We start from the raw sequence: 24078 nt of genomic DNA on the forward strand, positions 1-24078 counted from the left end.
AAGTGTACACCATGTCTCCGAACATCCGTCTACTATGTCTCCGGTCTGAACACCCTTGTCAGGGGGAGGAGCCGATCAGGTTTCAACTTGCACCGAACGGCTCTTCCTTGCAAAAGGAGGGTTAAAAGAGTGTATGCAGCAGAAGCTTAGCCTGAAACCTTAGCAAACAGCGATTCCCACATATTGTTCACCAGAATCTGGTCGGGTGGCGAAAGCTCACCGGCTTTAATGGCTTTATCCAAGCTATGCTGAACCGCGTCATTGAGTGCCGCCGGCGTATGTTCGCCTTCAGCTTCCAGTTCAGCCACTGCCAACGTTAAATGCCCACGCAGATAGCCTCCGGCAAATAATTCGTCATCGCTGGCGTGTTCAACCATGTCATCAATCAGCGCCAGAATGCGGGTTTCAAAATCTGCGATCATCGTGGGTCCTCGGGATTATTATAAATCTTCCGGATAGGGGAACCTATCAGCGGTTAGCGTTGGCGTATTGTAAAACGATTGTAACGCTTGAATAAAGCGCGCTGGACGTTCTGGAATGCCGTTTTCTAAATACCAGAGAACCTGCTCACGCACTTTTCGCTGAAACGCGATGCGATCGGGATCGAAATCCCCCTCAAGATTGTCGCAACTGACGTTAAACGGATAACCGGCCGCTTCGCAGAATAACCAGTCAAACGCCTGCGGTTTAATCTCTACCACTTCAAATTCACACTGGGTTTTAGCATCGCGACCGTCTGGGCAATACCAATAACCATAATCAACCTGCTGGCGACGCGCTTCACCGGCAATACACCAGTGAGAAATCTCGTGCAGGGCGCTGGCGTAAAAGCCATGGGCAAAAACGATGCGGTGAAAAGGTGATGTTTCATCCGCGGGCAGATAGATCGGCTCATCGTCACCCGCTACAAGCTGTGTTTGATAGTCGTCACTGAAGGTCTGATTGAACAGATCGATTAATTGCTGAAAATGGTGAGTTTGAGACATGATGGCCGTCGACAAAAAAATCATTAAAAAGCGGCATCGTTGTAACGATACCGCTAACCCATACCCAAGATAATTGGAGTTGCATCAAGGCGGCAAAGGAGCGAATCCCGATGAGCTTACTCAAGTAAGTGATTCGGGTGAGTGAGTGCAGCCAACGCTGATGCAGCTTCAAATATGACGGGTATGAGGAAATTATCTCACGCTCACCGCAAAGGCGCACTATCAATAGCGTTAATACGCAAATAAAGTGTGGTTATTCAGAACCAATGACCTAGCCATTGCATAATTTCTGGCCCGTGGTTGTCATACATCAGCTTGCAGGTCATCGCTAAAGATACAAACACGATCATCGGCCTTATTAGTTTTTGCCCTTTACTCAGCACCATTTTTGCGCCGGTTCTAGCGCCAATCACCTGCCCCACCAGCATAACCAAACCAATCGACCAAATAACTTTACCGCCGATGATAAAAAACATCAGCGCGGCCACGTTGGAAGTGAAATTCAAGACCTTGGCATGCGCCGTAGATTTGGCGAGATTAAATCCGCATAGCGTGACATAGGCCAACGCATAAAATGAACCCGCACCAGGGCCAAAAAAGCCGTCATAAAAGCCCACACAGCCGCCTGCCACGATGGCAAACGGGATATACGATAACCGCCGCAGACGATCGGATTCACCTAATCGCGGCGTGAGCAGGAAATAGACACCAATTCCCGCCACCAACAGCGGCAGCATTTGGCGGAGAATATCCGCCCGAATATTCTGCACCAGAATCGAGCCGATCATTGACCCCACAAAGGTCAACGCAATCACCAGTTTCTGGTCGTTTAAATCAACGGCTTTACGGCGGATAAAATACAGGCTGGCAGAAAACGAACCGCCCACCGATTGCAGCTTATTGGTTGCTAACGCCTGCGCTGGCGGCACGCCCACGGCTAACAGCGCGGGAACGGTTAACAGCCCACCGCCTCCAGCAATGGAATCGATAAATCCCGCCAGCATCGCGACAAAAAAGAGTATCCCTAATAGTTCAGGACTTACCGGTAGCCCACTGATTAAATCCATCATCTTTCACCCATATTTCTTGCCAAACATTTGTTCGTTGTTCACGCCGAATCTAGCAGCATGAATTCTTATTATTTAGCGCACCGGTGACGCCGAGTAAGCTGCGCGAAATGGGTGCTGTATTGTGATTCGCCGCACACCTTACGCTGTACGTAACAAAAAATAAACATCACAACCAGCAATGTTCAACTTTCCCTCGCCAATCTTCATTATCATTTTTCATAACCATTTTATTAGCGCTCATTTACCTATGCGTTTTGCGCATTGCGGCTAAGCAATCGGCATTTATCCTTTTAAGTTCAGATTGATAGTGTGTGAAGCAAGTAAACGATCAGTGAGGTTGAATGTATGCAGCACACAATAGGTATTCTCGGTGGAATGGGCCCCGCCGCCACGGCAGATATGCTGAGTAAATTCGTGCATTTTCGGCATGTAGGGCAAGATCAGCAGCATATTCCGATTATTGCCTGCTCGATCCCAGATATTCCCGACCGCAGCGCGTGTCTGCTTTCCGGTGGCCCTTCACCCTATGATTATCTTGAACGCTATCTGCATATGCTCGAGGGCGCAGGCGCTGAGTGCATCGTCATTCCCTGCAACACTGCGCATTACTGGTTTGAACGCCTTCAGCACAGCGCCCATGTCGAGATGATTAATATTCTGGATGCCACATTGGCCGAACTGCCTCAACACAGCCAAACTGTAGGATTGCTAGCAACCGACGCCACGCTGGCTACCGGACTTTACCAACGCAAACTGGTGCAGCAGGGGAAAACGTTATTCGTTCCTGAAGGGAAACATCAGTGCGCGGTGATGCAGGCGATTTATGCCTACAAAGCAGGCGATCTTTTGCTGTCTCAGACGCTGTTATTCCCGCAGATTGAGGCGTTGATTGAACGCGGCGTAGATACGCTGATTATGGGCTGCACGGAAATACCGTTGATTATCAATACGGAGGTTGCGCGGTTTAACTGTACCTTTATTGACTCAACCGCCGCACTGGTGAGGGCCGCGATCCGCTGGTACGAAGAAAAAAATGGAGAAACGGTTTCCCCTGAACGCCCTGAATTACTCGGTGTGGAATAATTTTCTCAGATCGCGCCAAAAGCTCTCTGCGGTCATGCTCATACGCGTATCCATCCGGTACGCGTAAGCATAAATAGGAATAGTGAGCGCCTCTTCGTCCAAACGTATCAATGTCCCCTGTGCTAACTCAGGCGAAATCAAACAATCTGGTAGCCATGCCACCCCTGAACCATCAAGCACAACCTGCTTTAATAGCTCGCTCATAGATGAAACAAATACGGTACGAAAATTGAGATGCGTATTTTTGGCCAACATCCGATTGACCAAACGTCCCATGTACGACGTTTGACTGTAATTTAGCAGTGGAAAATCGTGCTGTTCCAACGAGTAAAGTGGCTGCCCCTGTTCATCACAGGCGCAAACAGGAAACAGCTGGGCTTCGAATAACCGAATATGTGCGAAAGGTGCCTGCAATAAATACTCGTCGTGGTAGGAGAATATAAAATCACTTTTCCCTTCACGCAGCGTGTTGACCGCGCTGTCTACATCTATCGCTTCAACGGCGTAGGCAAACCGGCTCGGCATTTGTTTCACAATGGAGGGGAGCAGCCCTAAGGATAATGAATGCGCAGCCGCTATTTTGATTTTGTGTTCAATAAAATCACTGCCGCCGCGCAGCTCGGTGAGATTGCTTTCAAGCTGCTGTAATAAATTTCGTACCTGCGAGTGAAACACCTTACCGGGCTCTGTCAGCTGTAAGGGAGAGACTTCTCGGTTGAATAGTTCGACGCCTGCGGCCTGTTCTAAGGAACGAATTCGACGGCTGAAAGCGGGCTGCGACAGATTGCGCTTTACTGCGGCTTGAGAAAAATTGCGGCACTCTTCCAACGTCAAAAAATCATACAGCCATTTCGTTTCAATATTGTGCACAATGCTCATCTCAATTCCTGTTGTCGCACCGAGTATCTTCCCAAACATACTATTAGCACGAGGATCGGCGCGACAACAGACAAACCGTTATTCGAAGGTTCCTTTCACACAGGCTTTGCCCTCTTGCACCATCAGACGCCCATGGGCATAAACCTGATGGATCGCCAGCGCCGGTGTTAACACTACAAAATCAGCGTCTTTACCCACCGCAATTTCGCCTTTGCTTTCCAACCCAAGGAATTTTGCCACGCTGCGGGTAAAGGGAATTAGCGCATCAGCAAGCGGCATATTCTGAACTTGAACCAACGCCACCAGCGTATCTAACAGGCTCTCAAAACCTGCTACGCCAATACCGGTGAGGTTACCTTGTGCATCAAAGACGGGCTGGCTTCCGTTACCGTCAGAACTCACAGAGAGCAAATCAAGCGCGACGCCTGAGTCAACGGCTCGCTTCACCGCCTGTGACGGCGTGACAGGGCCTGGGATCCCGCTGGTGATATCGATATGTCCGCCTTTTAAGGCAAACTCGATGGCCGCATCAAACAGTGTTTCACTGCGATTAACGTGGGTTGGCAACAGTTTACTCATGGGTACATCGCTGTTTTCCAGAATGGCGTAGAGCGGCGCTAATCCTTTTTTGCTGCTCCCCATATGAAATACGCTGATGCCCGCTTTGTTACCCAGTAATCCGCCCACCCGTGACTGAGCCGCCATGTTCGCCAAGGCTGCGTCATGCGGTGCAGAAGAACGATGATCGGACACCGCGCACTTCACGCCGATAACGCGGTCGATCAATGCCACGTCACGCTCAATGCTGCCGGTGATCGTCGGCGACGGAATGCTATAGGCCCCCGTCAACATGTAGGCGGTGATCCCTTCTTCGTTCAGCGCCCGTGTTTTGGCTAATAATGATTCAGGATGCCGCGTCACCGAATCGGTGCCGAGCAGGCCAATGGCCGTTGTCACGCCCGCCTCAACCAACTTTGATAAACGCACTTCTGGCGTGCGCGTAGCTGGCCCTGCCTCACCGCCGCCACCGATGAAATGAATATGCTGATCGATAAATCCGGGACAAAGTATCAAACCGTTCAGATCGATAACCTGACAGTCGGGTAAAACATCGCTCGGGATCTGCGGGGCAACGGCTAATACCTTGCCGTAGGCCAATAAAACATCCTGCACACCCAGTGACTGAGGTGCATAGACCTGAGCCCCACGTAACAACATAAATCCTGCGGAAGTTAAGTCCATTTCCGGCTCCTCGTTATCTTACAATCAGTTGCATAACCCAGATCGACAGCAGTGAATTAATCACGCAAATGCCAATAATGTGGGGATAATACTTGGCATTAACTTCAGCCGTACCGAGGCAGCGCCCAACGTTTTGTACCGGGTTTCCCATCAAGTAAATGGCGGGTAATAACACCGTGACATCATGCCCGCTAAGCGTTCCCGCCGTCACTAAACTGGCGGCAACGCCAACCGCACCGCCCATGCTCAGCAACGACGCCAACAAAACCGTCGCGGCTTCACCGGGCAATCCCCATAGCGCCATTATCGGCTGACAAACGTCGCCCACTAAAGTGAGTAATCCGGTAATTTTCAATGCTTGAATAATAACGAACGCCATCACCACGTTGGGCAATAAATTCGTTGTTGCAATAGTAAAACCACGCCGAGCGCCGTCAATAAACATATCCATCACATTTTTGCGTACTTGAGCCGTCATGGTTTTATTCCTTATTTTTTACAACACGCTGCTCAGCAACGTTGATATATATCCGCAGAATATTCGCGCCAACAAATTTAAATAATAAAATAACGCCAAGTGGCACAATTACCGACGTTCCTAAAAAAGCAAATACGGCGACGCCTGATGAAAAATAGTTAGTAATAATGGCGCTTCCGCTGGTTTGATAGGCGGCAAAAATAACTTTTTCCTGCTCGGTGATTTCACCATCCTGCGCCAGTTCTTTGGTCATACCTGCTGCTGCATCGGTATTTTGTAGGTTGGCAATCAGCGCCAGCGAGCAAATTCCGGGGATACCGAGCAAAGGGCGTAAGATGGGGGTCATCAGCTGCTGGGCGGCGCGCAGCCCACCAAGACCATCGGTAACGGCAATAATTCCCAGCGATAAAATCACCGATGGTGCCAGCTCAAGCGCGAACAGAAAGCCATCTTTAGCGCCTGTCCCATTCACGCCTCGGAATGTTAATGCCGTCTTTGCACTATCACCGTTTACATGCCCGAAGGAGCCATTAAGAACGGTGAAATCAAAGACTCGCCACCAGCCATCACTGCCGGAAAACATACCTGAAAAGAAAATAATGGTGAGAAAAAATGAAAGATAACCTACCCACGTAACTTTTATTTTCTGGCTGGGTATTGCCAGTTCTGCTTCTTGATTTGCCATATATTCCCTGCCCTGTGTTTGCAAATATATCCCTGCCATATTTGAAATGACCACTTTGATGCAAAGCGAATTATTTGGGATATAGATTAATAATGTTTATGAAAGTCTATTCTGCACTTCTTCGAGTGCTTAATAATTTAAATAGCATGGCCAGAAGACCGATTTCGAACATAGCATGTGATGAATAACGCAGGAAAATGCAAGAATGGTTTTTGCTATGCAAAAAACGCATAGCGAGGAAATAGCGATAAAAAAACGCTCCATAATTGGAGCGTTTTTATTTCACCGAATTAACCCGCAAAGTGGTTATCCAGCAATGCCTGACACGATGGCGGCAATGGCGGCGGCGTTGATGGTCTTGATGGTTTACTGCCCGGAGGCGGTGGCTGGAACCAGCTTGCCAATTCCGCCCCACAGCCATCACCGGCCGGTGGTGGCGTTTGGTCTTCGCACTCTAGGCTATTTGCCGGGCAGCGCAAACGGACATGCATATGAGCGCGATGCGCAAACCAAGGTCGCACCTTGCGCAACCAATCACGGTCATTGCCTGCGGTGTCACACAGTTTTTGTTTAATCGCTGGATTAACAAAAATGCGCGTCACTTCGTTGTCTTTTGCCGCCAGCTTAATCAGTTCACCGGTTTCAGGACGCCACTGTGATGGGATCACGTTGCGGCCATTCACCGCTACTAAATCAATCGGCGTTGGCTTCAAAAGCTGTTGCTGACTCCAGCGCTGTTTAGGCAACTGTAGCCAGATATCAACGTCTAAGCCAGATTGGTGGCTCGCATGACCGCCGTTGAAACGCCCACCGGCTGGCATCGCCATATCACCAATTAGCAACGTCCCCATTTGACGTTGATTCACTTCTCCCGCCAGACGGTTAATAAACGCTAATAAATCAGGGTGGCCATAGTAGCGGTGCTGATCGGGACGCATCACCTGATAGTCATTGGCCTGTAGCGGTAACGGGTTAGCCCCCACGATACAGCCATTGGCAAAACCGCCAATCGCCTGCGCTGCTCCCGGCACAGGCTGAGTTATCTGCTGCCACGGCGTGAGCGCCATCGCTTGTGCGCTCACCGCTAACGCAAACAAACCTGCCATGTAACACTTCATTCTTTGCATAAAAGACAACCCATCATCAAAATGAGCCTAAGGCCATTTAGAAACGAGGAACGTTAGAAATCACGTCACCACACTGCGCACGTTGGCGCAGCAAATGATCCATCAGCACGATCGCCATCATCGCTTCCGCAATCGGCACCGCACGGATCCCAACGCAGGGATCGTGACGCCCACGCGTCACCATTTCAACGGCTTCGCCTTGGCGATTGATAGTTTTGCCCGGAACCATGATGCTAGACGTTGGCTTTAAGGCTAAGTGCGCAACAATATCTTGTCCGCTGCTAATGCCGCCCAAAATGCCGCCAGCATGATTACTTTGGAAACCTTCCGGCGTAATTTCATCGCGATTTTCACTGCCGCGCTTGTTCACAACCGCAAAACCATCACCAATTTCAACGCCTTTCACCGCATTGATGCTCATCAGCGCATGGGCCAAATCCGCATCTAAGCGATCGAATACCGGTTCGCCTAAACCCACTGGGACTTGTTCAGCAACCACGGTCACTTTAGCCCCGATGGAGTCACCCTCTTTTTTCAGCGCGCGCATCAGTTCGTCTAAATTTTCTAGCTGAGAAGGATCGGGACAGAAGAACGGATTTTGCTCTACCTGCTCCCAATCTTTGATTTCACAGCTGATATCACCCATCTGAGTCAGGCAGCCACGGATCTGTACGCCGTATTTTTCTTTAAGATATTTTTTGGCAATCGCCCCTGCGGCAACGCGCATCGCAGTTTCACGCGCAGAAGAACGACCGCCACCGCGGTAATCGCGCGTACCGTATTTTTGTTCGTAGGTGTAATCAGCATGGCCTGGGCGGAATAAATCTTTAATAGCGCCGTAATCTTGCGAACGCTGGTCGGTATTTTCAATCATTAGGCCAATGCTGGTACCGGTGGTAATACCTTCAAACACCCCAGAAAGAATACGAACCTGATCGGGTTCACGACGTTGCGTGGTGTAACGCGAAGTCCCTGGACGCCGGCGATCTAAATCGTGCTGAAGATCGGCTTCGGTCAACGGAATGCCCGGCGGCACGCCGTCAACGATACAGCCTAATGCGATGCCATGTGATTCACCGAACGTGGTGACACGGAAAAATTGCCCAATGCTATTGCCTGCCATGCGCGGCTCCTTAGCGTTGTTTTCTGACTTGCAGATGAATGTTGTGTTTTAGTGTCATGAATCGCGCAGGACTTATCGGCCTCTACCCTTCATAAGACGAGGCGTATGCCTGCGCGATTTGCACGCGTAACCTGTTTCTACGAACGGTAGAGCGCGAAGTGCGGTGCACAGTCGATCAGTTGCTGTTTGGTCAACATGAAGACGCCGTCACCGCCGTTTTCAAACTCTAGCCATACGAATGGAATATCCGGGTACTGATCCATCAGGTGAACCATGCTGTTACCCACTTCGCAAATCAGCACGCCGTCATCGGTAAGATAATCAGGCGCACAGGCCAGAATACGACGCGTCAGTTTCAGACCATCGCTGCCCGCGGCTAAGCCCAATTCTGGCTCGAAGCGGAACTCTTCCGGCAGATCCGACATATCTTCTTCATCCACATACGGCGGATTAGTGACGATCAGATCGTATTGTAGCGGAGGCAACTCGCGGAATAGATCGGAGCGGATCGGCGTAACGCTTTGATCCAGACCATGCTCCTGAATATTTTGCTCGGTGACAGACAGCACGTCCGTTGAAATATCAACGGCGTCAACTTCGGCTTCTGGGAATGCATAAGCGCAAGCAATCGCAATGCAGCCGCTGCCGGTGCACATATCTAAAATATGGCTTGGGTTGTGGTCGATAATACCGCTGAAACGGTTGTCGATCAGTTCACCAATCGGAGAACGCGGAACCAGCACGCGCTCATCCACATAGAATTCATGCCCGCAGAACCACGCTTTGTTGGTCAGATAAGCAACCGGAATACGGTCGTTCACGCGACGGATGACGCGCTCAACGATGCGATGACGTTCGCTCAGCGTTAGACGCGCAGAGCGCATATCTTCGGGAATATCCATTGGCAGGTATAAGGTTGGCAGCACCAGTTGCACGGCTTCGTCCCACGGATTATCAGTGCCGTGACCATAATAGATATTCGCTGCATTAAAACGACTGACGGTCCAGCGCAGCATATCTTGAATGGTGTGCAGCTCATTCACCGCTTCATCGACGAAAATCTTGTCCAAATTAGCCTCCAACAGACCTGTTCTTTGACCCCATGCGTACCGTTAAAGCAGTCATGAAGTCTCAATAATGAGAAAAGTAAGCAATCCCGTAGTTTGCCATGAAGAGCCCCACAAATCAGCAGGAATATGGCTGTCATGGATATGAGCACCTATCGTTGTGGAAAGATTGGTGACGAGTTTTTCTTAGATGCTGCGTGAAGTTTAGATACACTACGGATAAGAGTGACTAAGGCAGATTAATAATGAAGAAAAATAAAACAATCAGCGGCGAAGATGCCGCCCTTTTTCGTGAGTCCATCAGTGGAGCACGTAAGATTGCGCAAGACACCGTGGTACATAAGCCTAAGCGCAGTACACGCAAAATAGCGCCAGAAAAAATGCTGCAAGAGCAAATTGATGCCAGCTTCTATTTCTCAGATGAATTTCAGCCACAGTTGGATAGCGAAGGGCCGATGCGTTATATCCGCCCCGATGCCAGCCATTTTGAGCTTAAAAAACTGCGGCGCGGAGACTATTCACCCGAGCTGTTTTTAGATTTGCATGGTTTAACTCAGCTACAAGCGAAGCAGGAACTGGGCGCGCTGATCGCGGCGTGTCGACGCGAACATGTGCATTGCGCCTGTGTCATGCACGGTCACGGCAAACATATTCTTAAACAACAAACGCCGCTTTGGCTTGCTCAGCATCCAGACGTAATCGCTTTTCACCAAGCGTCCCGCGAATGGGGCGGCGATGCGGCGTTGTTAGTATTGATTGAGATTGATGAGCGGGAAGAACGTCGGTAATCGATGGGTGTGGCGGCGATGACCGCCACATTGCCAAAAGCACATTGCCAAAAAGAGAAGCGTTAAACTTTCGCCATGACCTGCGCAGGCCCAACCTGCCAGTCAAATACGCCGCGTTCGGTGCTGATATCGAAAGAGACACCGGCAATCGCAGACGTTGCAAACATCGGCGGGGCTTCTTCTGGACAGAGCTCAGAAACCAAGTAGCCAACCAAAGGCAGATGTGAAATCACCAACACGCTGCCAACACCGGTTTTCGCTAACGCTTCCAGATAGCATCCGACCATAGCGGGATCGCCGCCTGGCGTTAGCTCTGGCATCACCTCAACATTTTCAGGTAATGCTAACCCTTCACGTACTGCCGCCAGCGTTTGCTGGGCTCGCAGATAAGGGCTCACTAACACCTTTTCAATTTTGCCTGATTGCGTCTGTAGCCAAGAGGCCATACAGACTGATTCATCGTGACCACGGGTCGTCAGAGGCCTAATTGAATCGCTAGCTGCTTCAAGAGCGGCCTCACCATGACGCATAATAAAAACTTGCATATTGCACCGCTATTGTTGGCTGAATCCTGTACCGTCAGGCCAGAGGGCATTTGACGGTCGGGCATTCTGCCTGATTCGACACAGAATTAACACGCTAATTTTACCGCGCGTTAGTCACGCAGACTGAAAACATCCACGTGGGTATTGATAAAAGCATACATGGATGCTGTTTATCTTTTATCCAATATCTAAATATACTACGAAACGCCGTTCAGCGCATCAGCACCGATACCGTCAGTCCAACGCCGTAAATTACCTTGCACAGAATTGCCTGTACAGAGGCAAACGGTGAAAGAGTTGCAAGCAGTGATCGGCCTCTCATTCCCAGATAAATGCTTGCAACCAAGCAACATGCAGTTTTATATGAAGCTCTATGGATTACGAATAAAAGCGCTGATTTTGCTCTTTCATTCGCAACAATCTCTCACACGGCGTGAAATGTGTTCCATGGCGCAGACTGAGCGTTTGCAATACCTCAATCACTTTATCAATGCCTAAGCGGTCCATATAACGGAATGGCCCACCCAAAAACGGAGGGAAACCGATGCCAAAAACGGCACCAATATCGCCGTCTCTGGCGCTGCGAATAATCCCTTCATCCAAACAGCGGGCAGCTTCGTTGAGCATCAGCATCACGCAGCGTTGAAAAATATCCGCGTCACTCATCTGTGGTTTCGGCGTCACTCCGAGCAATGAATAAACTGAGGTATCGACCTCTTTCTTGCCCTTTTTCCCTTTGGCTTTATAGAGATAAAAACCGCGGCCGTTTTTACGCCCTTTACGGTTATCTTTAATCAAGGCATCAAACGCCGCGGGTGCCGCAAAGCGCTCGCCCAGTTCAGCCACCAGAATAGGAATGATTTTGGTGCCCACATCGATACCCACTTCGTCTAACAACGCAAATGGCCCCACAGGGAAGCCACCTTTCAGCATCGCCTGATCGATTCCATTGATGGACTCGCCCTCTAATAAACAGCGTGCCGCTTCGCTGATATAGGGAGCCAAAATTCGGTTTACGTAAAAACCGGCACGATCGCCGACGACAATCGCCGTTTTGCCCTGCTTCTGCGCTAATGCCACCGTAGTAGCAATAGTCTGCTCGCTGGTTCCGGCATGTGGGATCACCTCCACCAGCGGCATTTTGTCGACTGGGCTGAAATAGTGCAGACCAATCACCTGCTCAGGTCGTTGTGCCTGCGCCGCAATCTGACTAATCGGCAGCGATGACGTATTCGAGGCAAAGACAGTATGCGCGGCACCATATTGTTCAATATCAGCCACCATTTGCTGTTTGAGTTTCAGATCTTCAAACACCGCCTCGATCACCACGTCCATCTGATTAAATCCGCTGTAATCCGTGCAGCCGGATAACAACTGCATCTGCTTTTGTCTCTCAGCCGGACGCATACGACGGGCGCGAACCCGCTTGGTCAGCGTATCCCAGCTGTAGCTGAGCGCGTGGCTAATCCCCTGCTCGCTGATATCTTTGATACGCACCGGCAGTCCGCCGCGAGTGGCCGTAACACAGGCGATACCACCGCCCATTAGCCCGCCGCCTAATACACCGATATGGCGTAGTTCATGGGGTTTTGCAGTACCGCCAGCCTCTTTTTTCAGCGACGTCGAAGCAAAGAACAGGCTGCGTAACGCCGCAGACTCTGGCGTCATAACCAGCTCACCAAACGCCTTCGCCTCGGCTTCATAACCACTGGCGCTACCGTGTTCTAACCCTTGGCGCACCACCTGAATGATTTTTTCCGCCGCCGGATAGTTGCCCTGCGTTTTAGCTAAGGTTTTCTTATGCACGATGCTAAACAGCAGCGAACGCCCTAATGGCCCGTTAAGCAAACGTTCGATCACTGGCAGTTCAGGGCGGGTACGCCATCCCTGACGCGCCAATTGGATCGCGCTTTCCAACAGAATCGAGGCCGGAACCGCGTCGTCAACTAGCCCCATTTTCAGTGCTTGTTTCGCGCGCACATGCCTACCGGTCAGCATCAAATCTAGGGCCTGCGAAGCGCCGATTAAACGCGGTAATCGCTGAGTACCGCCTGAGCCCGGCAGCAAACCAAGCTGCACTTCAGGCAGTCCTAGCGCGGTTTTATCATCCAGTGAACAAATACGACGATGACAGGCTAATGCCAATTCCAAGCCGCCGCCTAAGCAAGCGCCGTGGATAGCCGCGACCACAGGAATAGAAAGCGCGGCGATTTTCGCCAGCGTAACCTGCCCTTTTTGTGCCAATGAGCGCGCCTGTTGCTCACTTTGGCAAGCATCAAGCATGGTGATATCCGCACCGGCAATGAATGAATCCGGCTTTCCAGAAATAATCACAATGCCCTGTAACTTGTGCGTTTGCGCCTGTTGCAACACGTCTTCGATCTGCTGCACAAATTCTGCTTTAAGCGTATTCACGCGCTCGCCGGGAACATCGATGGTAATCACACCGATATCATTTTCTACCACGCTAAAACGAAAAGCGCTCGGCTGAGTTTCTTGCATAGCGAGGTTTTCTTGAGCTGACATTATTCCACCTCCACGATCATGGCGGCACCGAGACCACCTGCGGCGCAGGCGGTCGTCAACCCGAGCCCTCCGCCGCGACGGCGTAATTCATTCAACGTTTGGGTGATCATGCGCGCTCCGGTAGCGGCAAAAGGATGTCCATATGCAATAGAGCCGCCCAACACGTTGAACTTATTCATATCGACTTCGCCAATCGCCTGCTGGCGGCCTAATTTTTCACGCGCAAACTCATCGCTGGCAAACATTTTCAAATTCGCCAACGTTTGTGATGCAAAGGCTTCATGCATATCGATCAGGGTGAGATCCTGCAACGTGATACCGGCGCGGTCTAACGCCAGCGGCGTCGCATACGACGGCCCAAGCAGCATATCTTCCCAAACATCGATTGCGGAGAAAGCGAAACTGCGCAGATAGCCTAACGGGACTAACCCCAGCTCACGCGCTCGTGATTCGCTCATCATCAGCACCGCAGCGGCACCATCGGTTAATGGCGTGCTGTTCGCCGCCGTTACGCTACCGTGGCGACGATCGAAGGCAGGCTTTAGCTTGCTGTAAGAGGCCATAGAAGAATCGCTGCGCACATTATTGTCTTTATCAAGCGACTGCTTGTAAGGCGGGATATAAGCAGTGATAACTTCGTCGCGCAAAACGCCTGACTCCCACGCCTTAGCCGCTAAGGTATGCGAGCGATGCGCCAAGGCGTCCTGCTCTTCTCGGCTAATGTGATGGCTTTTTGCCATCTGTTCCGCGGTGTCGCCCATACGCAGCCCGGTTGAATACTCCGCAACCGCAGGCGGCACCGGCAGGAGATCGCGGAGTTTCAGCTTGCTGAATAATTTTAAACGTTGAGACAACGTGCGTGCTTTATTGGCATCGACCAAAGTACGCGCCAGCGTTTTGCTTACGCCAATAGGGAGAACCGAGGACGAATCAGCGCCCCCCGCAATACCCACAGAAATGGTACCGGCCATAATGCTCTCTGCCACGTTGGCAATCGCCTGAAAGCTGGTTGCACAGGCTCGCGATACGCTGTAAGCATCGGTGTGAATGCTCATTCCGGTGCCCAATACAATTTCTCGCGCAATATTCGGTGCCTCTGGCATTTGCACCACCTGCCCAAACACCAGTTGATCGATAGCCTCAGGAGAAATATTGCTTCGAGCCAGTAATTCACTCACGACCATATTGCCTAGTTCAACGGCAGGAATACCATGAAACGCCGTCGCTTGACGAGCAAAGGGCGTTCTTAGCCCCTGCACAATCGCGACGCGATCGCCTGTGCGAGTCGTCAGAGCCAATGGGGATGACAAAGGAAGTGCCTGACTCATTTTGTGCTCCTGCGCAATACGCTAAAAATATCAAAATTGTAACCAAACCCTGAGTCATGAAAGTCAGCTTGCATGATCTGCTCATTGCTTTCAGTTAACAGGTCTGACCTGATAGCGTAAATTCTTAACCCAATTTTTACATTTAGCAAACAACAAAACGTAAGAACTGAGAACAGAAGCAGGTTTCTTATTCAGAGAGAATGCGGGAAGAGAAGAATGAATTTCGAGGAAATAATATAGTCCGTGAATATATGCACGGATAAAAATAGAAATGCAGGAGCGCGAGAGGCTTTATTTAAATATAAAAAAGCGCGGCCAAAGCCACGCTTAAAATACGACCAACTCACGCGATGCGATTAACGCAGGCCAAGTTGGAAAATCAGAGTTTCAGCTTCACAGGCAAAAGCAAAATCAACGGTCAGCGCATAGCCTTCTGCTGTTTTAGTAATGTTGCTCTTAATTTCACATGGGTCTGATTCAATACCACGTGCTTTTTGTGTCAGCTGTTCCAGCATGGCTTTCGCATCAGCTTCCGTAGCAAATACATTGCTATAGGATGCGGTGCAGTCGGTGTTATCCATGATGGTGCCGACATCAACGCAACAGCAAGCGGCTGTTTCTTGTGCACTGCATTTTTTAATAGCATCAGTCATTTCAATCATCTCCTCGATGGGGAATGAACCCCTTTTATATCGCCAATTATGATCTGGCTCAAAAAATATAAAAACTGTGGGTATTTTACTCCTCTCCCACGACAGAGACTAGTGATATGCCAGATGAATGACATTAAGTGAGCAAAATCACATTATTTGGCGGTTATTTCTCCGCACTTGTAATCATTTCTTTATTAGTTCCGTTGTTTTTTGTTACAGAGATCTCTTTTCTTGAATCAATTTGGAAATATTTAATAAACATTCTTGCAACATACCAAGAGGTCAGACCTATACTCAGCTCACTGGTCTGATTTGTCAGATCGAACTCGGACCCTACAATCCGCGCTCCTTGTTACAGTACGTAACATAGTTTAAATAAAACACACAATAATGAGGTTTCGGTCATGCGCCAGAAAAACCTGTTTACTAAGTCAGCATTAGCTGCAGCAGTGGCACTGCTTTCATCAAACGTCAATGCCGCTGGTTTCCAGCTGAATGAGTTCTCAGCCGCTGGCTTGGGCCGAGCCTATTCCGGTGAAGGCGCCATCGCAGATACCCCGGCATCTGCCAGCCGCAACCCGGCACTATTGAGCATGTACGATCGCCCAGCGATGTCCATCGGCGGCGTATTTATCGATCCAGACGTTGATATCTCTGGTCGTTCTCCAAGCGGTCAGAGCCTGAACGCGAAAAACATCGCACCAACCGCATGGGTACCTAACTTCCATTACGTACAGCCGATCAACGACCAATGGGCCGTAGGCGCGTCTGTCACCTCTAACTATGGTCTGGCAACCGAGTTTAACGATAACTACGCAGCAGGCTCTATGGGCGGTACTACCGACCTGACCACTGCTAACCTGAACCTGAGCGCAGCATACCGCGCCAACGAGCATTTCAGCTTCGGTTTGGGCTTTGATGCGGTCTACGCCAAAGCTAAGATTGACCGCTACGCAGGTGATCTGCCGCTGCTGATTGCAGGTTCAGGCAAGTTGCCACCTGCTCTTGCGGGCCAGATCGCACAAATCCCTGCGAATACTCAGATCAGCCACCTGAAAGGTGATGAGTGGGGCTTTGGTTGGAACGCAGGTATTCTTTATGAAGTGGATGAAAACAACCGCTTCGGCTTTACCTATCGTTCAGAAGTTAAAATCGACTTCGACGGTGATTACAAAAGCGACCTGCCATCTTCTCTGAACGGTATTGGTTCAATGATTGGTCTGCCAGCGGGTACCAACGGTGCAACCGTTCCGGGTTCTCTGACCTTAAACCTGCCTGAAATGTGGGAAGTCTCTGGTTACCACAAAGTGGCACCACAGTGGGCCGTTCACTACAGCCTGGCATACACCAGCTGGAGCCAGTTCCAAGAGCTGAAAGCGAAAGGTTCTAACGGCCAGACGCTGTTCTATAAAGACGAAGGCTTCAAAGATGCTTACCGCATCGCGATCGGTACGACTTACTTCTACGACGACAACTGGACCTTCCGTACCGGTATCGCGTTCGATGATAGCCCAGTGCCAGCCGGTACTCGTTCTATCTCGATTCCCGATCAGGATCGCGCATGGATCAGTGCGGGTACCAGCTACGCCTTTAACAAAGACGCTTCTGTTGACGTAGGTGTTTCCTATATGCACGGCTCGAAAGTGACCATCAACGAAGGTCCATACGAGTTCAAGTCTGAAGGTAAAGCGTGGCTGTACGGCGCTAACTTCAACTACGCGTTCTAATTTTTAAAACGCATCGTTATCAAAAGCGCCCTTCTGGGCGCTTTTTTGTTTGGGGCAAAATAAACTTCAGGCATAAAAAAAGCGCCCTAAGGCGCTTTCTCACATCAAGCTTAGTGTCAGTTTGAATCGATATCTTTCAAGTCATCCTGAATCGCAGACGCATTCGGATTGACTGGCGCGGTTAACTGGCCACCGGTTGCCAAGAAATCGTAGCGTTGGAAATACGCTTCGCGCATAAAGATATAAGGATCTGAAGAATTTTTCAGCAGGCCATCAGAATCCAGTAACTGTGCACGCGTTTCGATACCTTCAACCACCCATTTACCCGCAGACATCCAGAATGTCAGCCAGCTTAAGGTTGGATACAGATAGTCAACGTAGTCACCGCCGTCCTGACGTGGCGTCACGCTGCCGTAGCCTGGAAGCACGACATACGGGCCATAAGGCACGTCGTAATAGCCTAGCGTGCTACCAAAACGATGCGGCTCCTGCTTCGCTAACTTAGGATTCGCCATCGTGGCAACGTCAATGAAGCCGCCCATACCTAAAATAGTATTCAGGAAGAATCGGTTAAAGTGCACGAAGCCATCATAAACCTTGCCTTCAAGGAAGCTGTTCACCATGCTAGCTGGTTCTTCAAGGTTGCTGGTGAAGTTCGAGATACCGGTTCGTGCAGGCACGGGTACATAGTCTCGCCAAGCGACGGCGACAGGACGCAGTACATACGGGTCTAGATAGTCGTAGTTCACGCTAAACATCGCGCGGTTAAAACCCTCTAACGGGTCAGATCGCCCCTGAGCTTCTGGTTTAGATGAGCTAGACGCACACCCCGCCAGCAATACGCTTGCCAGAGCCACTCCTGTCAGCCGAAGTTTCATATCTTCTCCATGAAAAGGGACCGCTGATAACCGGCTGAAAATTGACTCCGCCGTCAGCGATCCTCATATTTTTATTCTGATCGTTCTTATGCCCAGATGCTTAGGTCTTTGCAACAGACGATTTATGGTACTTGATGATCAATCTGTACGCTAATCTGACTCTCTTTATTATAGGGCATAACCGCACTTTCACCGAACCAGTCACCCGGTTGCGGATTGGCTAAACCATCTCGAGAGATCCGTGCACGCACCTTCACCTGCTTTTGTGCCGAGAGCAAACGCTCTGGCATCATGGCATTCGCATCGGATAGCGATACCGTAACCGGGAAATGCCCCAAAGGCAGCTGTTTAACCGTCACAGGAATAGGCGCAACGCCATCGGTTACTGACACCACCAGCACCGCCGTTGGCGGCAATTGGCGTTCGACATCCGGTGACAGATTAATCGTGACACTCAACTGCGTATTATCCGCACCTGACTGCGCTTTGGCTTGCTCAATGCTGCGCTTTAACACTTCGCGACGGCTATCATTTTCCGGCAACACGCGCAGCATCATCTCCCATGCACCGATTGCTTTCTTATAGTCACCCTGCTCGAAAGCATTGAAGGCTAACAAACTGAGAACCCGCACATCTTGATGGTTGCGCGCCATCATATTGGCCAACATATCCGCCGCTTGCTTATTGTCTTCAGGATCGTTGGAGCGAGTAAGCACTTCTGCGTAGCCCAGTGCCACTTCCGGCTCATTCGGTGCTAATTGATACGCATGAGAAAACGCCTGAGTGGCAGTCGTTGCATTATTTAGCGCCATGCCGATACGGCCTAACATCACCCAGTCAGCGACGTTACGCGGATCGGTTTGCAGCTCGGTACGCAAGCCTAATCCTAAACGCGCAATCTCTTCCATCGTCAGCGGTTGCTTATCTTCATTCATCACGCGCTCACGCAGGGAAGGCATTTCGCTCATGACCAAATTCCAGCCCTGTACCTGCGCCAGACCGCCGGTTTTAAGATAAAAACCGACTGAGATCAGCACCAAAATAACCACGCCCGGCAGTAAAACCCAGCGGTTTAACGGCTCAGGTTTCGCCGCTTGTGCATCAGGAACATCAGACAACAGATTTTGCTGTAGTTCCTCAATCATCACCTGACGCTCAGCCACCACGCCCTGCTCTTCATCTTGCTCAAGCTCTTGCAAACGCTGATGGTAAAAACGCGTATTAAGGCGATCGCGATCTTCCGGCAGATCGCGCTGAGGCTGACGTAGCACTGGAACCAGCAATAATGCGGCAGCGATAATCAACAAAACTAAAACTATCAACCAAAAAGCCATTATTAATGTTCCCTGTCGCTGTCGTTAAGTAGCTGGTTTAAACGTTGTTTCTCGGCCTCGCTGAGCGTCTCGCTGCTCGAAACCTCAGGCTCGTTAGGACGGCGACGGCGTGCTCGGGTAATCACCACGATTGCGCCCAGTAAAACAAACAGCGCAGGGCCAGCCCAAAGAATAATGGTCGCTGCGGTTAACGGCGGCTCGTAGGTAACGAAGTTGCCATAACGCGCCACCATATACTCGGTGATCTGCTTGTTGGTGTAGCCCTTTTCCATCAGCTCATACACTTTCTGACGCATATCGGAGGCGATAATAGCGTTGGAGTCAGCGATGCTGTTGTTCTGGCATTTTGGACAGCGCAGCTGTTCGGTTAACTCACGATACTGCTGCTCTTGTTCCACGCTTTTAAAGCTGTAGGTATCAATAGCCGCCCACGCGCTCACCGAAAGCATAATGCCCGCCAGCGCGCTAACCCATCGTAGCATTCGCATTATTTAGCTCCTTCATATTGGCGATATAAAGGCTCGATCTCTTGTTGCCATACGCGATCGTTAAGATCGCCCGCATGGCGATAGCGAATAATGCCGTTGCCATCGATCAGGAAAGTCTCAGGTGCGCCATAAACGCCAAGATCCAAACCCAACATACCGTCGCCGTCATACAGGCTTAACGCATAGGGATTTCCTAAATCATTCAGCCATTTGACCGCTTTCTGGCGGTCATCTTTATAGTTCAGCCCAACGACGCGGATCCCTTTCGCCGCCAGCTTATTCAGATACTGATGCTCGGCATAGCAGGTTGGACACCATGTGGCCCATACGTTCAGCAACATGGGTTTACCATCGTGGAGAACGCCTTGGTCAAAGGTTTTGCCCGGCTGATCCAACGATTCCAGCTTGAATTCAGGAACGGGTTTACCGATCAACGCGGATTCCAGCATAGTGGGATCTTCCCCACCCGCGTTGCGCTGCAGCTGGATGACAAACGCCAGCACCAGCAGCATAAATAACACTAACGGGATAAAGAGCAGCTTGCGATTCATGCTGTTTTCTCCGCTTTCTCTTGTTGTGCCTTTTCTTTACGGCTTGAACGATAGCGCGGGTCGAGCATGCATAACACGCCGCCAATTGCCATCAGCACGCCGCCGTACCAAATCCAGCGCACAAAAGGCTTGTAATAAAGACGCACAGCCCACGCTCCGTCATCGAGTTCTTCACCCAATGCCGCATACAGATCGCGAGTTAAACCGCCGTCAATGGCCGCTTCGGTCATCATGCTGCGCGCGGTCGCGTAGTAACGTTTTTCAGCGCGCAGAGTGGCCTCTGGCTTACCGTCGCGCGTAACATCAATGATGCCCACCCCGCCGGTATAGTTCGGGCCTTTGATGTCATGCACGTCGCGGAACACAAAGTGATAATTGTGAATATCTACGCTATCACCGGACTTCATGCGCACATCGCGCTCAATGCTGTAGCTTTGGCTAAAGGCGATACCAATCACCGTAACGGCAACGCCCAAATGGCCTAGCACCATGCCCCAATGACTGCGAGGCAGTTTGGTCAGCCCCTTCCAGAAACCGTGGCGATGCGTGGCGCGCTCATGCAATTCCATCAGCGTAAGAATCACTACCCAGAATGCCATCAGCAGACCAACCACCGTCATCCCTTCAACGCGGTCCTGCATCAGCCAAGGCAGCAGCACGGAAAGGATCACGGTCACAATCATCGCAACCAACAAACGCTTCCAGAACTTAGCCGGTTCATCACGACGCCAGCGCACTAACGGTCCAACGCCCAACAGCAGCGCGAACGGTGCCATCAGCCAGGTAAACATCGAGTTAAAGAAAGGCTCGCCGATGGAAATACTGCCCAAGCCAAGCTGTTTATGCACCAGCGGCAACAATGTCCCTAACAGCACCACCAGCATGGCAGCAACTAACAGCACGTTGTTTCCTAGCAAGAAGGTTTCGCGTGAAAACACCTCGTGCTGCGTGCGGCTACGAACCTGCGCACCTTTGACCGCATACAGCAGCAATGAGCCACCGATGACGATAACCAAATAGGCCAGAATGAACATTCCACGCGCCGGATCGGAAGCGAAAGAGTGCACAGAAACTAATACGCCGGAACGCACAAGGAACGTCCCCAACAGACACAGAGAAAACGCCGTGATCGCTAACAGCACCGTCCACGCTTTGAAAGTCCCGCGTTTTTCGGTTACCGCCAACGAATGCAGCAACGCCGTACCCGCCAGCCAAGGCATAAAGGAGGCATTTTCTACCGGGTCCCAGAACCACCAACCGCCCCAGCCCAGCTCGTAATAGGCCCAAGCGGAACCTAAAACAATGCCCATGGTGAGGAAAATCCACGCAGCCATCGTCCACGGGCGTGACCAGCGCGCCCATGCGGTATCTAAGCGCCCAGCCATCAGTGAAGCGATGGAGAACGCAAAGGCGACCGAGAATCCAACGTAGCCCATATACAGCAACGGTGGATGGAAAATCAGGCCAATATCCTGCAACAGCGGATTCAGATCGCTGCCGTCAATGGGGAAGTTCGGTAACGTGCGCGTAAAGGGATTGGAGGTGAGAATAATGAACAGCAAGAAGCCGACGTTAATCATCCCCATCACTGACAGCACGCGTGCCACCGAGTCTTGCGGCATGCTGCGACTAAATAGCGCCACGGCCAGCGTCCAACAGCTTAGCAGCAGCACCCAGAGGAGGAGCGATCCCTCATGTGCGCCCCAGGTTGCCGCAATGCGGTAATAGACCGGAAGCTGGGTATTTGAGTTTGCCGCAACGTAGGAAACCGTAAAATCGTTGGTAATAAAGGCATACACCAAACAACCAAATGAGATCGCAATGCTAAAGAACAAACCATAGGTCAATGGACGCGCCACCGACATCATGCGCACATCTTGCCGCGCTGCACCCCACAGCGGGTAAATGCTCAACAATACGGAGAGCGCTAATGAGAGCGATAGCAGGAAATTGCCAATTTCAGGGATCATGACTGCGGGCTCCCCGCATTCGCATTGCCACTATTCTGCTGATAGGACTCAGCTGGGCGATTATGGTTTTGCTCCATCGCTTCTTTTACCTCAGGTGGCGTATATTTTTCATCGTGTTTTGCCAGCACTTCTTTGGCATGCACCACGTTGTCTTCACCCATCACGCCTTGTGCAACTACGCCCTGCCCTTCGCGGAATAAATCCGGCAAGATGCCTTCGTAGGTCACACCAATAGCGCCATGTGCATCGTAGATTTTAAATGAGACTTTCAGGCTTTGCTGATCGCGTTTCACCGACCCAGGCATCACCATCCCGCCAATACGCAAACGCTGACCCACTTCAGGCTTCTCATGGTTTTCACCTTTACCCTGTAGGATTTCTGTTGGCGTATAAAACAGATCAATATTCGAGCGCAATGCATAAAGCACCAAAGTGATCGTCACTGCCAAGCCGAGTAAAACGACAATGGCCAGATAGAGGCGACTCTTACGACGCGGATTCATGATGATTGCTCTCCTTGTGAAGCTGACGAAGCGCGCTGCTGACCCTGCGCTTGTTTAATTCGCTGTTCGCGCGCCTGATGGCGGAGAACTTCAGTCAAAATTTGGCGGCGTTGCCACTGGGTATGACAAACCAATAAAAGTAATGGGATAAGCGTTGCGGCAACAGAAAGCCAAACGTAAAAGGCATAACCGCCCATCGCGAAGAAATCTTGCCAAGAGGAAAATGCTGGACTCATCAGGAACGCTCCTTAGGCTGATTTTTTGGGCGAGGGTTCACTAAGGCATTCACCCAAGGGCGTCTACGCTCTTGCAGTAAAATTAAATTACGTAAACGCATCAACGTTAAGGTAATAAAGAAAAATAGGTAGCCGAAGATCGCCCAACGCAGCGGATAGCGCATGCTTGGATCAATGGTATTTTGCATATTGGTCGAACCCTGATGCAGGGTATTCCACCACTCAACGGAGAAATGGATAATCGGCAGATTGACCACGCCAACCAGCACCAGAATACCGGCGGCACGACCGGCAGTACGGCGATCTTCAAAGGCGTTATACAACGCAATAGCGCCTAAATAGAGGAACAGCAGCACCAGTTCGGAGGTTAAACGAGCATCCCAAACCCACCACGTTCCCCACATTGGCTTGCCCCAAGCCGATCCTGTTGCCAGCGCAATAAAGGTAAACACCGCGCCAACTGGTGCCATAGCCGCACTCACCAGATCGGACATTTTCATCTGCCAGACCAAACCGATAAACGCCGCAATCGCCATGGAGGCATAGATCCCCATCGACCAGATAGCCGCAGGCACATGGATGTACATAATGCGATAGCTGTTACCCTGCTGGTAATCGGACGGCGCATAGCCAAAACCCCAGATCCAACCGACTAACAGGCATACCGCCCCGGCTAATCCAAGCCACGGGACGAACTTACCGCAAAGATGATAAAGCCGCTCAGGCTTGGCAAGCTGATGAAGCCATTTCCACATTGAGATTTATGCTCACAAAACGAAAAATTTTTGTCTCGGCGTCACTGCCGAAACCC

The 24078-nt window shown here is 50.7% G+C and carries 25 protein-coding genes; 3 read left to right on the top strand and 22 right to left on the bottom strand.

Annotated elements, in window-relative coordinates; all coding sequences use genetic code 11:
- Window positions 1-146: 146 nt before the first annotated feature.
- The 3 genes from RSC70_RS02610 to RSC70_RS02620 all read right to left on the bottom strand — a co-directional run bounded on the left by RSC70_RS02610 (window position 147) and on the right by RSC70_RS02620 (window position 2056).
- Window positions 147-422 (bottom strand): YfcL family protein, encoded by a 276-nt coding sequence (locus tag RSC70_RS02610; protein WP_025797782.1) that lies wholly within the window; start codon window positions 420-422, stop codon window positions 147-149.
- 18 nt (window positions 423-440) lie between these two features.
- Entirely contained in the window at window positions 441-986 is a 546-nt protein-coding gene (locus RSC70_RS02615; RefSeq protein WP_025797781.1) for an elongation factor P hydroxylase, read from the bottom strand.
- 257 nt (window positions 987-1243) lie between these two features.
- On the bottom strand, window positions 1244-2056 hold the full coding sequence (locus RSC70_RS02620; protein ID WP_043494243.1) for a sulfite exporter TauE/SafE family protein: 813 nt from the start codon (window positions 2054-2056) through the stop codon (window positions 1244-1246).
- Between the two features lie 345 nt (window positions 2057-2401).
- Here RSC70_RS02620 and RSC70_RS02625 point away from each other — a divergent pair, with 345 nt between their 5' ends.
- On the top strand, window positions 2402-3139 hold the full coding sequence (locus RSC70_RS02625; protein WP_332541573.1) for an aspartate/glutamate racemase family protein: 738 nt from the start codon (window positions 2402-2404) through the stop codon (window positions 3137-3139).
- On the opposite strand, the gene hypT is transcribed toward RSC70_RS02625, so the two are convergent.
- From hypT to prmB, 7 genes are all read right to left on the bottom strand, one after another.
- Complete coding sequence (gene hypT / locus RSC70_RS02630) at window positions 3122-4018, bottom strand: hypochlorite stress DNA-binding transcriptional regulator HypT (RefSeq protein ID WP_040045556.1); 897 nt, start codon at window positions 4016-4018, stop codon at window positions 3122-3124. The genes RSC70_RS02625 and hypT overlap by 18 nt on opposite strands.
- A gap of 78 nt (window positions 4019-4096) precedes the next feature.
- A complete protein-coding gene (gene iadA / locus RSC70_RS02635; protein WP_332541574.1) occupies window positions 4097-5260 on the bottom strand; it encodes a beta-aspartyl-peptidase in 1164 nt (387 codons plus the stop codon).
- 13 nt (window positions 5261-5273) lie between these two features.
- Window positions 5274-5738, bottom strand: coding sequence for a YjiG family protein (locus RSC70_RS02640; RefSeq protein ID WP_025797773.1), 465 nt, complete (start codon window positions 5736-5738; stop codon window positions 5274-5276).
- Between the two features lie 4 nt (window positions 5739-5742).
- Window positions 5743-6423, bottom strand: coding sequence for a nucleoside recognition domain-containing protein (locus tag RSC70_RS02645; RefSeq protein WP_115102128.1), 681 nt, complete (start codon window positions 6421-6423; stop codon window positions 5743-5745).
- Between the two features lie 290 nt (window positions 6424-6713).
- Window positions 6714-7529: a penicillin-insensitive murein endopeptidase gene (gene mepA / locus RSC70_RS02650; RefSeq protein WP_404872856.1), complete on the bottom strand. Its 816-nt coding sequence runs from the start codon at window positions 7527-7529 to the stop codon at window positions 6714-6716.
- A 58-nt stretch (window positions 7530-7587) separates the two neighbouring features.
- Window positions 7588-8673: a chorismate synthase gene (aroC, locus tag RSC70_RS02655; RefSeq protein WP_063586752.1), complete on the bottom strand. Its 1086-nt coding sequence runs from the start codon at window positions 8671-8673 to the stop codon at window positions 7588-7590.
- A 137-nt stretch (window positions 8674-8810) separates the two neighbouring features.
- Complete coding sequence (prmB, locus tag RSC70_RS02660) at window positions 8811-9743, bottom strand: 50S ribosomal protein L3 N(5)-glutamine methyltransferase (protein ID WP_046457615.1); 933 nt, start codon at window positions 9741-9743, stop codon at window positions 8811-8813.
- A gap of 242 nt (window positions 9744-9985) precedes the next feature.
- Here prmB and smrB point away from each other — a divergent pair, with 242 nt between their 5' ends.
- The gene (gene smrB / locus RSC70_RS02665; RefSeq protein WP_040045550.1) at window positions 9986-10528 is read left to right on the top strand and encodes an endonuclease SmrB; all 543 of its coding nucleotides are present in this window, start codon (window positions 9986-9988) and stop codon (window positions 10526-10528) included.
- Window positions 10529-10590: 62 nt separating this feature from the next.
- Here smrB and sixA read toward each other — a convergent pair whose 3' ends face one another.
- The 4 genes from sixA to RSC70_RS02685 all read right to left on the bottom strand — a co-directional run bounded on the left by sixA (window position 10591) and on the right by RSC70_RS02685 (window position 15580).
- Window positions 10591-11073 (bottom strand): phosphohistidine phosphatase SixA, encoded by a 483-nt coding sequence (gene sixA, locus RSC70_RS02670; RefSeq protein ID WP_040045549.1) that lies wholly within the window; start codon window positions 11071-11073, stop codon window positions 10591-10593.
- A 378-nt stretch (window positions 11074-11451) separates the two neighbouring features.
- On the bottom strand, window positions 11452-13599 hold the full coding sequence (gene fadJ / locus RSC70_RS02675) for a fatty acid oxidation complex subunit alpha FadJ (protein WP_332541575.1): 2148 nt from the start codon (window positions 13597-13599) through the stop codon (window positions 11452-11454).
- Window positions 13599-14927 (bottom strand): acetyl-CoA C-acyltransferase FadI, encoded by a 1329-nt coding sequence (fadI, locus tag RSC70_RS02680; RefSeq protein ID WP_282807325.1) that lies wholly within the window; start codon window positions 14925-14927, stop codon window positions 13599-13601. Before fadI ends, fadJ begins: the two co-directional genes overlap by 1 nt.
- 356 nt (window positions 14928-15283) lie before the next feature.
- Window positions 15284-15580: a YfcZ/YiiS family protein gene (locus RSC70_RS02685; RefSeq protein ID WP_074399238.1), complete on the bottom strand. Its 297-nt coding sequence runs from the start codon at window positions 15578-15580 to the stop codon at window positions 15284-15286.
- A 404-nt stretch (window positions 15581-15984) separates the two neighbouring features.
- Between RSC70_RS02685 and fadL the strand changes: the two genes are divergently transcribed.
- Window positions 15985-17307 carry a long-chain fatty acid transporter FadL gene (gene fadL / locus RSC70_RS02690; protein ID WP_025797751.1) on the top strand — a complete coding sequence of 441 codons (1323 nt, stop codon included), beginning with the start codon at window positions 15985-15987 and terminating at the stop codon, window positions 17305-17307.
- Window positions 17308-17423: 116 nt separating this feature from the next.
- Here the strand turns inward: fadL and mlaA are convergent, their stop codons facing one another.
- From mlaA to RSC70_RS02730, 8 genes are all read right to left on the bottom strand, one after another.
- Complete coding sequence (gene mlaA, locus RSC70_RS02695) at window positions 17424-18185, bottom strand: phospholipid-binding lipoprotein MlaA (RefSeq protein ID WP_025797749.1); 762 nt, start codon at window positions 18183-18185, stop codon at window positions 17424-17426.
- A gap of 122 nt (window positions 18186-18307) precedes the next feature.
- Window positions 18308-19519: a c-type cytochrome biogenesis protein CcmI gene (gene ccmI / locus RSC70_RS02700; RefSeq protein ID WP_332541578.1), complete on the bottom strand. Its 1212-nt coding sequence runs from the start codon at window positions 19517-19519 to the stop codon at window positions 18308-18310.
- A 2-nt stretch (window positions 19520-19521) separates the two neighbouring features.
- Complete coding sequence (locus RSC70_RS02705) at window positions 19522-20001, bottom strand: cytochrome c-type biogenesis protein (protein WP_404872868.1); 480 nt, start codon at window positions 19999-20001, stop codon at window positions 19522-19524.
- 5 nt (window positions 20002-20006) lie between these two features.
- Window positions 20007-20558 carry a DsbE family thiol:disulfide interchange protein gene (locus RSC70_RS02710; protein ID WP_025797743.1) on the bottom strand — a complete coding sequence of 184 codons (552 nt, stop codon included), beginning with the start codon at window positions 20556-20558 and terminating at the stop codon, window positions 20007-20009.
- The gene (locus RSC70_RS02715) at window positions 20555-22528 is read right to left on the bottom strand and encodes a heme lyase CcmF/NrfE family subunit (RefSeq protein WP_096388116.1); all 1974 of its coding nucleotides are present in this window, start codon (window positions 22526-22528) and stop codon (window positions 20555-20557) included. The genes RSC70_RS02710 and RSC70_RS02715 overlap by 4 nt, the downstream gene beginning before the upstream one ends.
- Window positions 22525-23031: a cytochrome c maturation protein CcmE gene (ccmE, locus tag RSC70_RS02720; protein ID WP_043494276.1), complete on the bottom strand. Its 507-nt coding sequence runs from the start codon at window positions 23029-23031 to the stop codon at window positions 22525-22527. The genes RSC70_RS02715 and ccmE overlap by 4 nt, the downstream gene beginning before the upstream one ends.
- Window positions 23028-23267: a heme exporter protein CcmD gene (gene ccmD, locus RSC70_RS02725; protein ID WP_332541579.1), complete on the bottom strand. Its 240-nt coding sequence runs from the start codon at window positions 23265-23267 to the stop codon at window positions 23028-23030. Before ccmD ends, ccmE begins: the two co-directional genes overlap by 4 nt.
- A complete protein-coding gene (locus RSC70_RS02730; RefSeq protein ID WP_130934219.1) occupies window positions 23267-24022 on the bottom strand; it encodes a heme ABC transporter permease in 756 nt (251 codons plus the stop codon). The genes ccmD and RSC70_RS02730 overlap by 1 nt, the downstream gene beginning before the upstream one ends.
- Between the last annotated feature and the right edge of the window lie 56 nt (window positions 24023-24078).

Origin of the sequence: Hafnia sp., from assembly GCF_036648275.1 — a bacterium.
GTDB lineage: Bacteria > Pseudomonadota > Gammaproteobacteria > Enterobacterales > Enterobacteriaceae > Hafnia > Hafnia alvei.

Coding starts and splice junctions, on each gene's coding strand:
- RSC70_RS02610 (WP_025797782.1), bottom strand. CDS start 422: ATGATCGCAGATTTTGAAACCCGCATTCTGGCGCTGATTGATGACATG.
- RSC70_RS02615 (WP_025797781.1), bottom strand. CDS start 986: ATGTCTCAAACTCACCATTTTCAGCAATTAATCGATCTGTTCAATCAG.
- RSC70_RS02620 (WP_043494243.1), bottom strand. CDS start 2,056: ATGATGGATTTAATCAGTGGGCTACCGGTAAGTCCTGAACTATTAGGG.
- RSC70_RS02625 (WP_332541573.1), top strand. CDS start 2,402: ATGCAGCACACAATAGGTATTCTCGGTGGAATGGGCCCCGCCGCCACG.
- hypT (WP_040045556.1), bottom strand. CDS start 4,018: ATGAGCATTGTGCACAATATTGAAACGAAATGGCTGTATGATTTTTTG.
- iadA (WP_332541574.1), bottom strand. CDS start 5,260: ATGGACTTAACTTCCGCAGGATTTATGTTGTTACGTGGGGCTCAGGTC.
- RSC70_RS02640 (WP_025797773.1), bottom strand. CDS start 5,738: ATGACGGCTCAAGTACGCAAAAATGTGATGGATATGTTTATTGACGGC.
- RSC70_RS02645 (WP_115102128.1), bottom strand. CDS start 6,423: ATGGCAAATCAAGAAGCAGAACTGGCAATACCCAGCCAGAAAATAAAA.
- mepA (WP_404872856.1), bottom strand. CDS start 7,529: ATGGCAGGTTTGTTTGCGTTAGCGGTGAGCGCACAAGCGATGGCGCTC.
- aroC (WP_063586752.1), bottom strand. CDS start 8,673: ATGGCAGGCAATAGCATTGGGCAATTTTTCCGTGTCACCACGTTCGGT.
- smrB (WP_040045550.1), top strand. CDS start 9,986: ATGAAGAAAAATAAAACAATCAGCGGCGAAGATGCCGCCCTTTTTCGT.
- sixA (WP_040045549.1), bottom strand. CDS start 11,073: ATGCAAGTTTTTATTATGCGTCATGGTGAGGCCGCTCTTGAAGCAGCT.
- fadJ (WP_332541575.1), bottom strand. CDS start 13,599: ATGTCAGCTCAAGAAAACCTCGCTATGCAAGAAACTCAGCCGAGCGCT.
- fadI (WP_282807325.1), bottom strand. CDS start 14,927: ATGAGTCAGGCACTTCCTTTGTCATCCCCATTGGCTCTGACGACTCGC.
- RSC70_RS02685 (WP_074399238.1), bottom strand. CDS start 15,580: ATGACTGATGCTATTAAAAAATGCAGTGCACAAGAAACAGCCGCTTGC.
- fadL (WP_025797751.1), top strand. CDS start 15,985: ATGCGCCAGAAAAACCTGTTTACTAAGTCAGCATTAGCTGCAGCAGTG.
- mlaA (WP_025797749.1), bottom strand. CDS start 18,185: ATGAAACTTCGGCTGACAGGAGTGGCTCTGGCAAGCGTATTGCTGGCG.
- ccmI (WP_332541578.1), bottom strand. CDS start 19,519: ATGGCTTTTTGGTTGATAGTTTTAGTTTTGTTGATTATCGCTGCCGCA.
- RSC70_RS02705 (WP_404872868.1), bottom strand. CDS start 20,001: ATGCTACGATGGGTTAGCGCGCTGGCGGGCATTATGCTTTCGGTGAGC.
- RSC70_RS02710 (WP_025797743.1), bottom strand. CDS start 20,558: ATGAATCGCAAGCTGCTCTTTATCCCGTTAGTGTTATTTATGCTGCTG.
- RSC70_RS02715 (WP_096388116.1), bottom strand. CDS start 22,528: ATGATCCCTGAAATTGGCAATTTCCTGCTATCGCTCTCATTAGCGCTC.
- ccmE (WP_043494276.1), bottom strand. CDS start 23,031: ATGAATCCGCGTCGTAAGAGTCGCCTCTATCTGGCCATTGTCGTTTTA.
- ccmD (WP_332541579.1), bottom strand. CDS start 23,267: ATGAGTCCAGCATTTTCCTCTTGGCAAGATTTCTTCGCGATGGGCGGT.
- RSC70_RS02730 (WP_130934219.1), bottom strand. CDS start 24,022: ATGTGGAAATGGCTTCATCAGCTTGCCAAGCCTGAGCGGCTTTATCAT.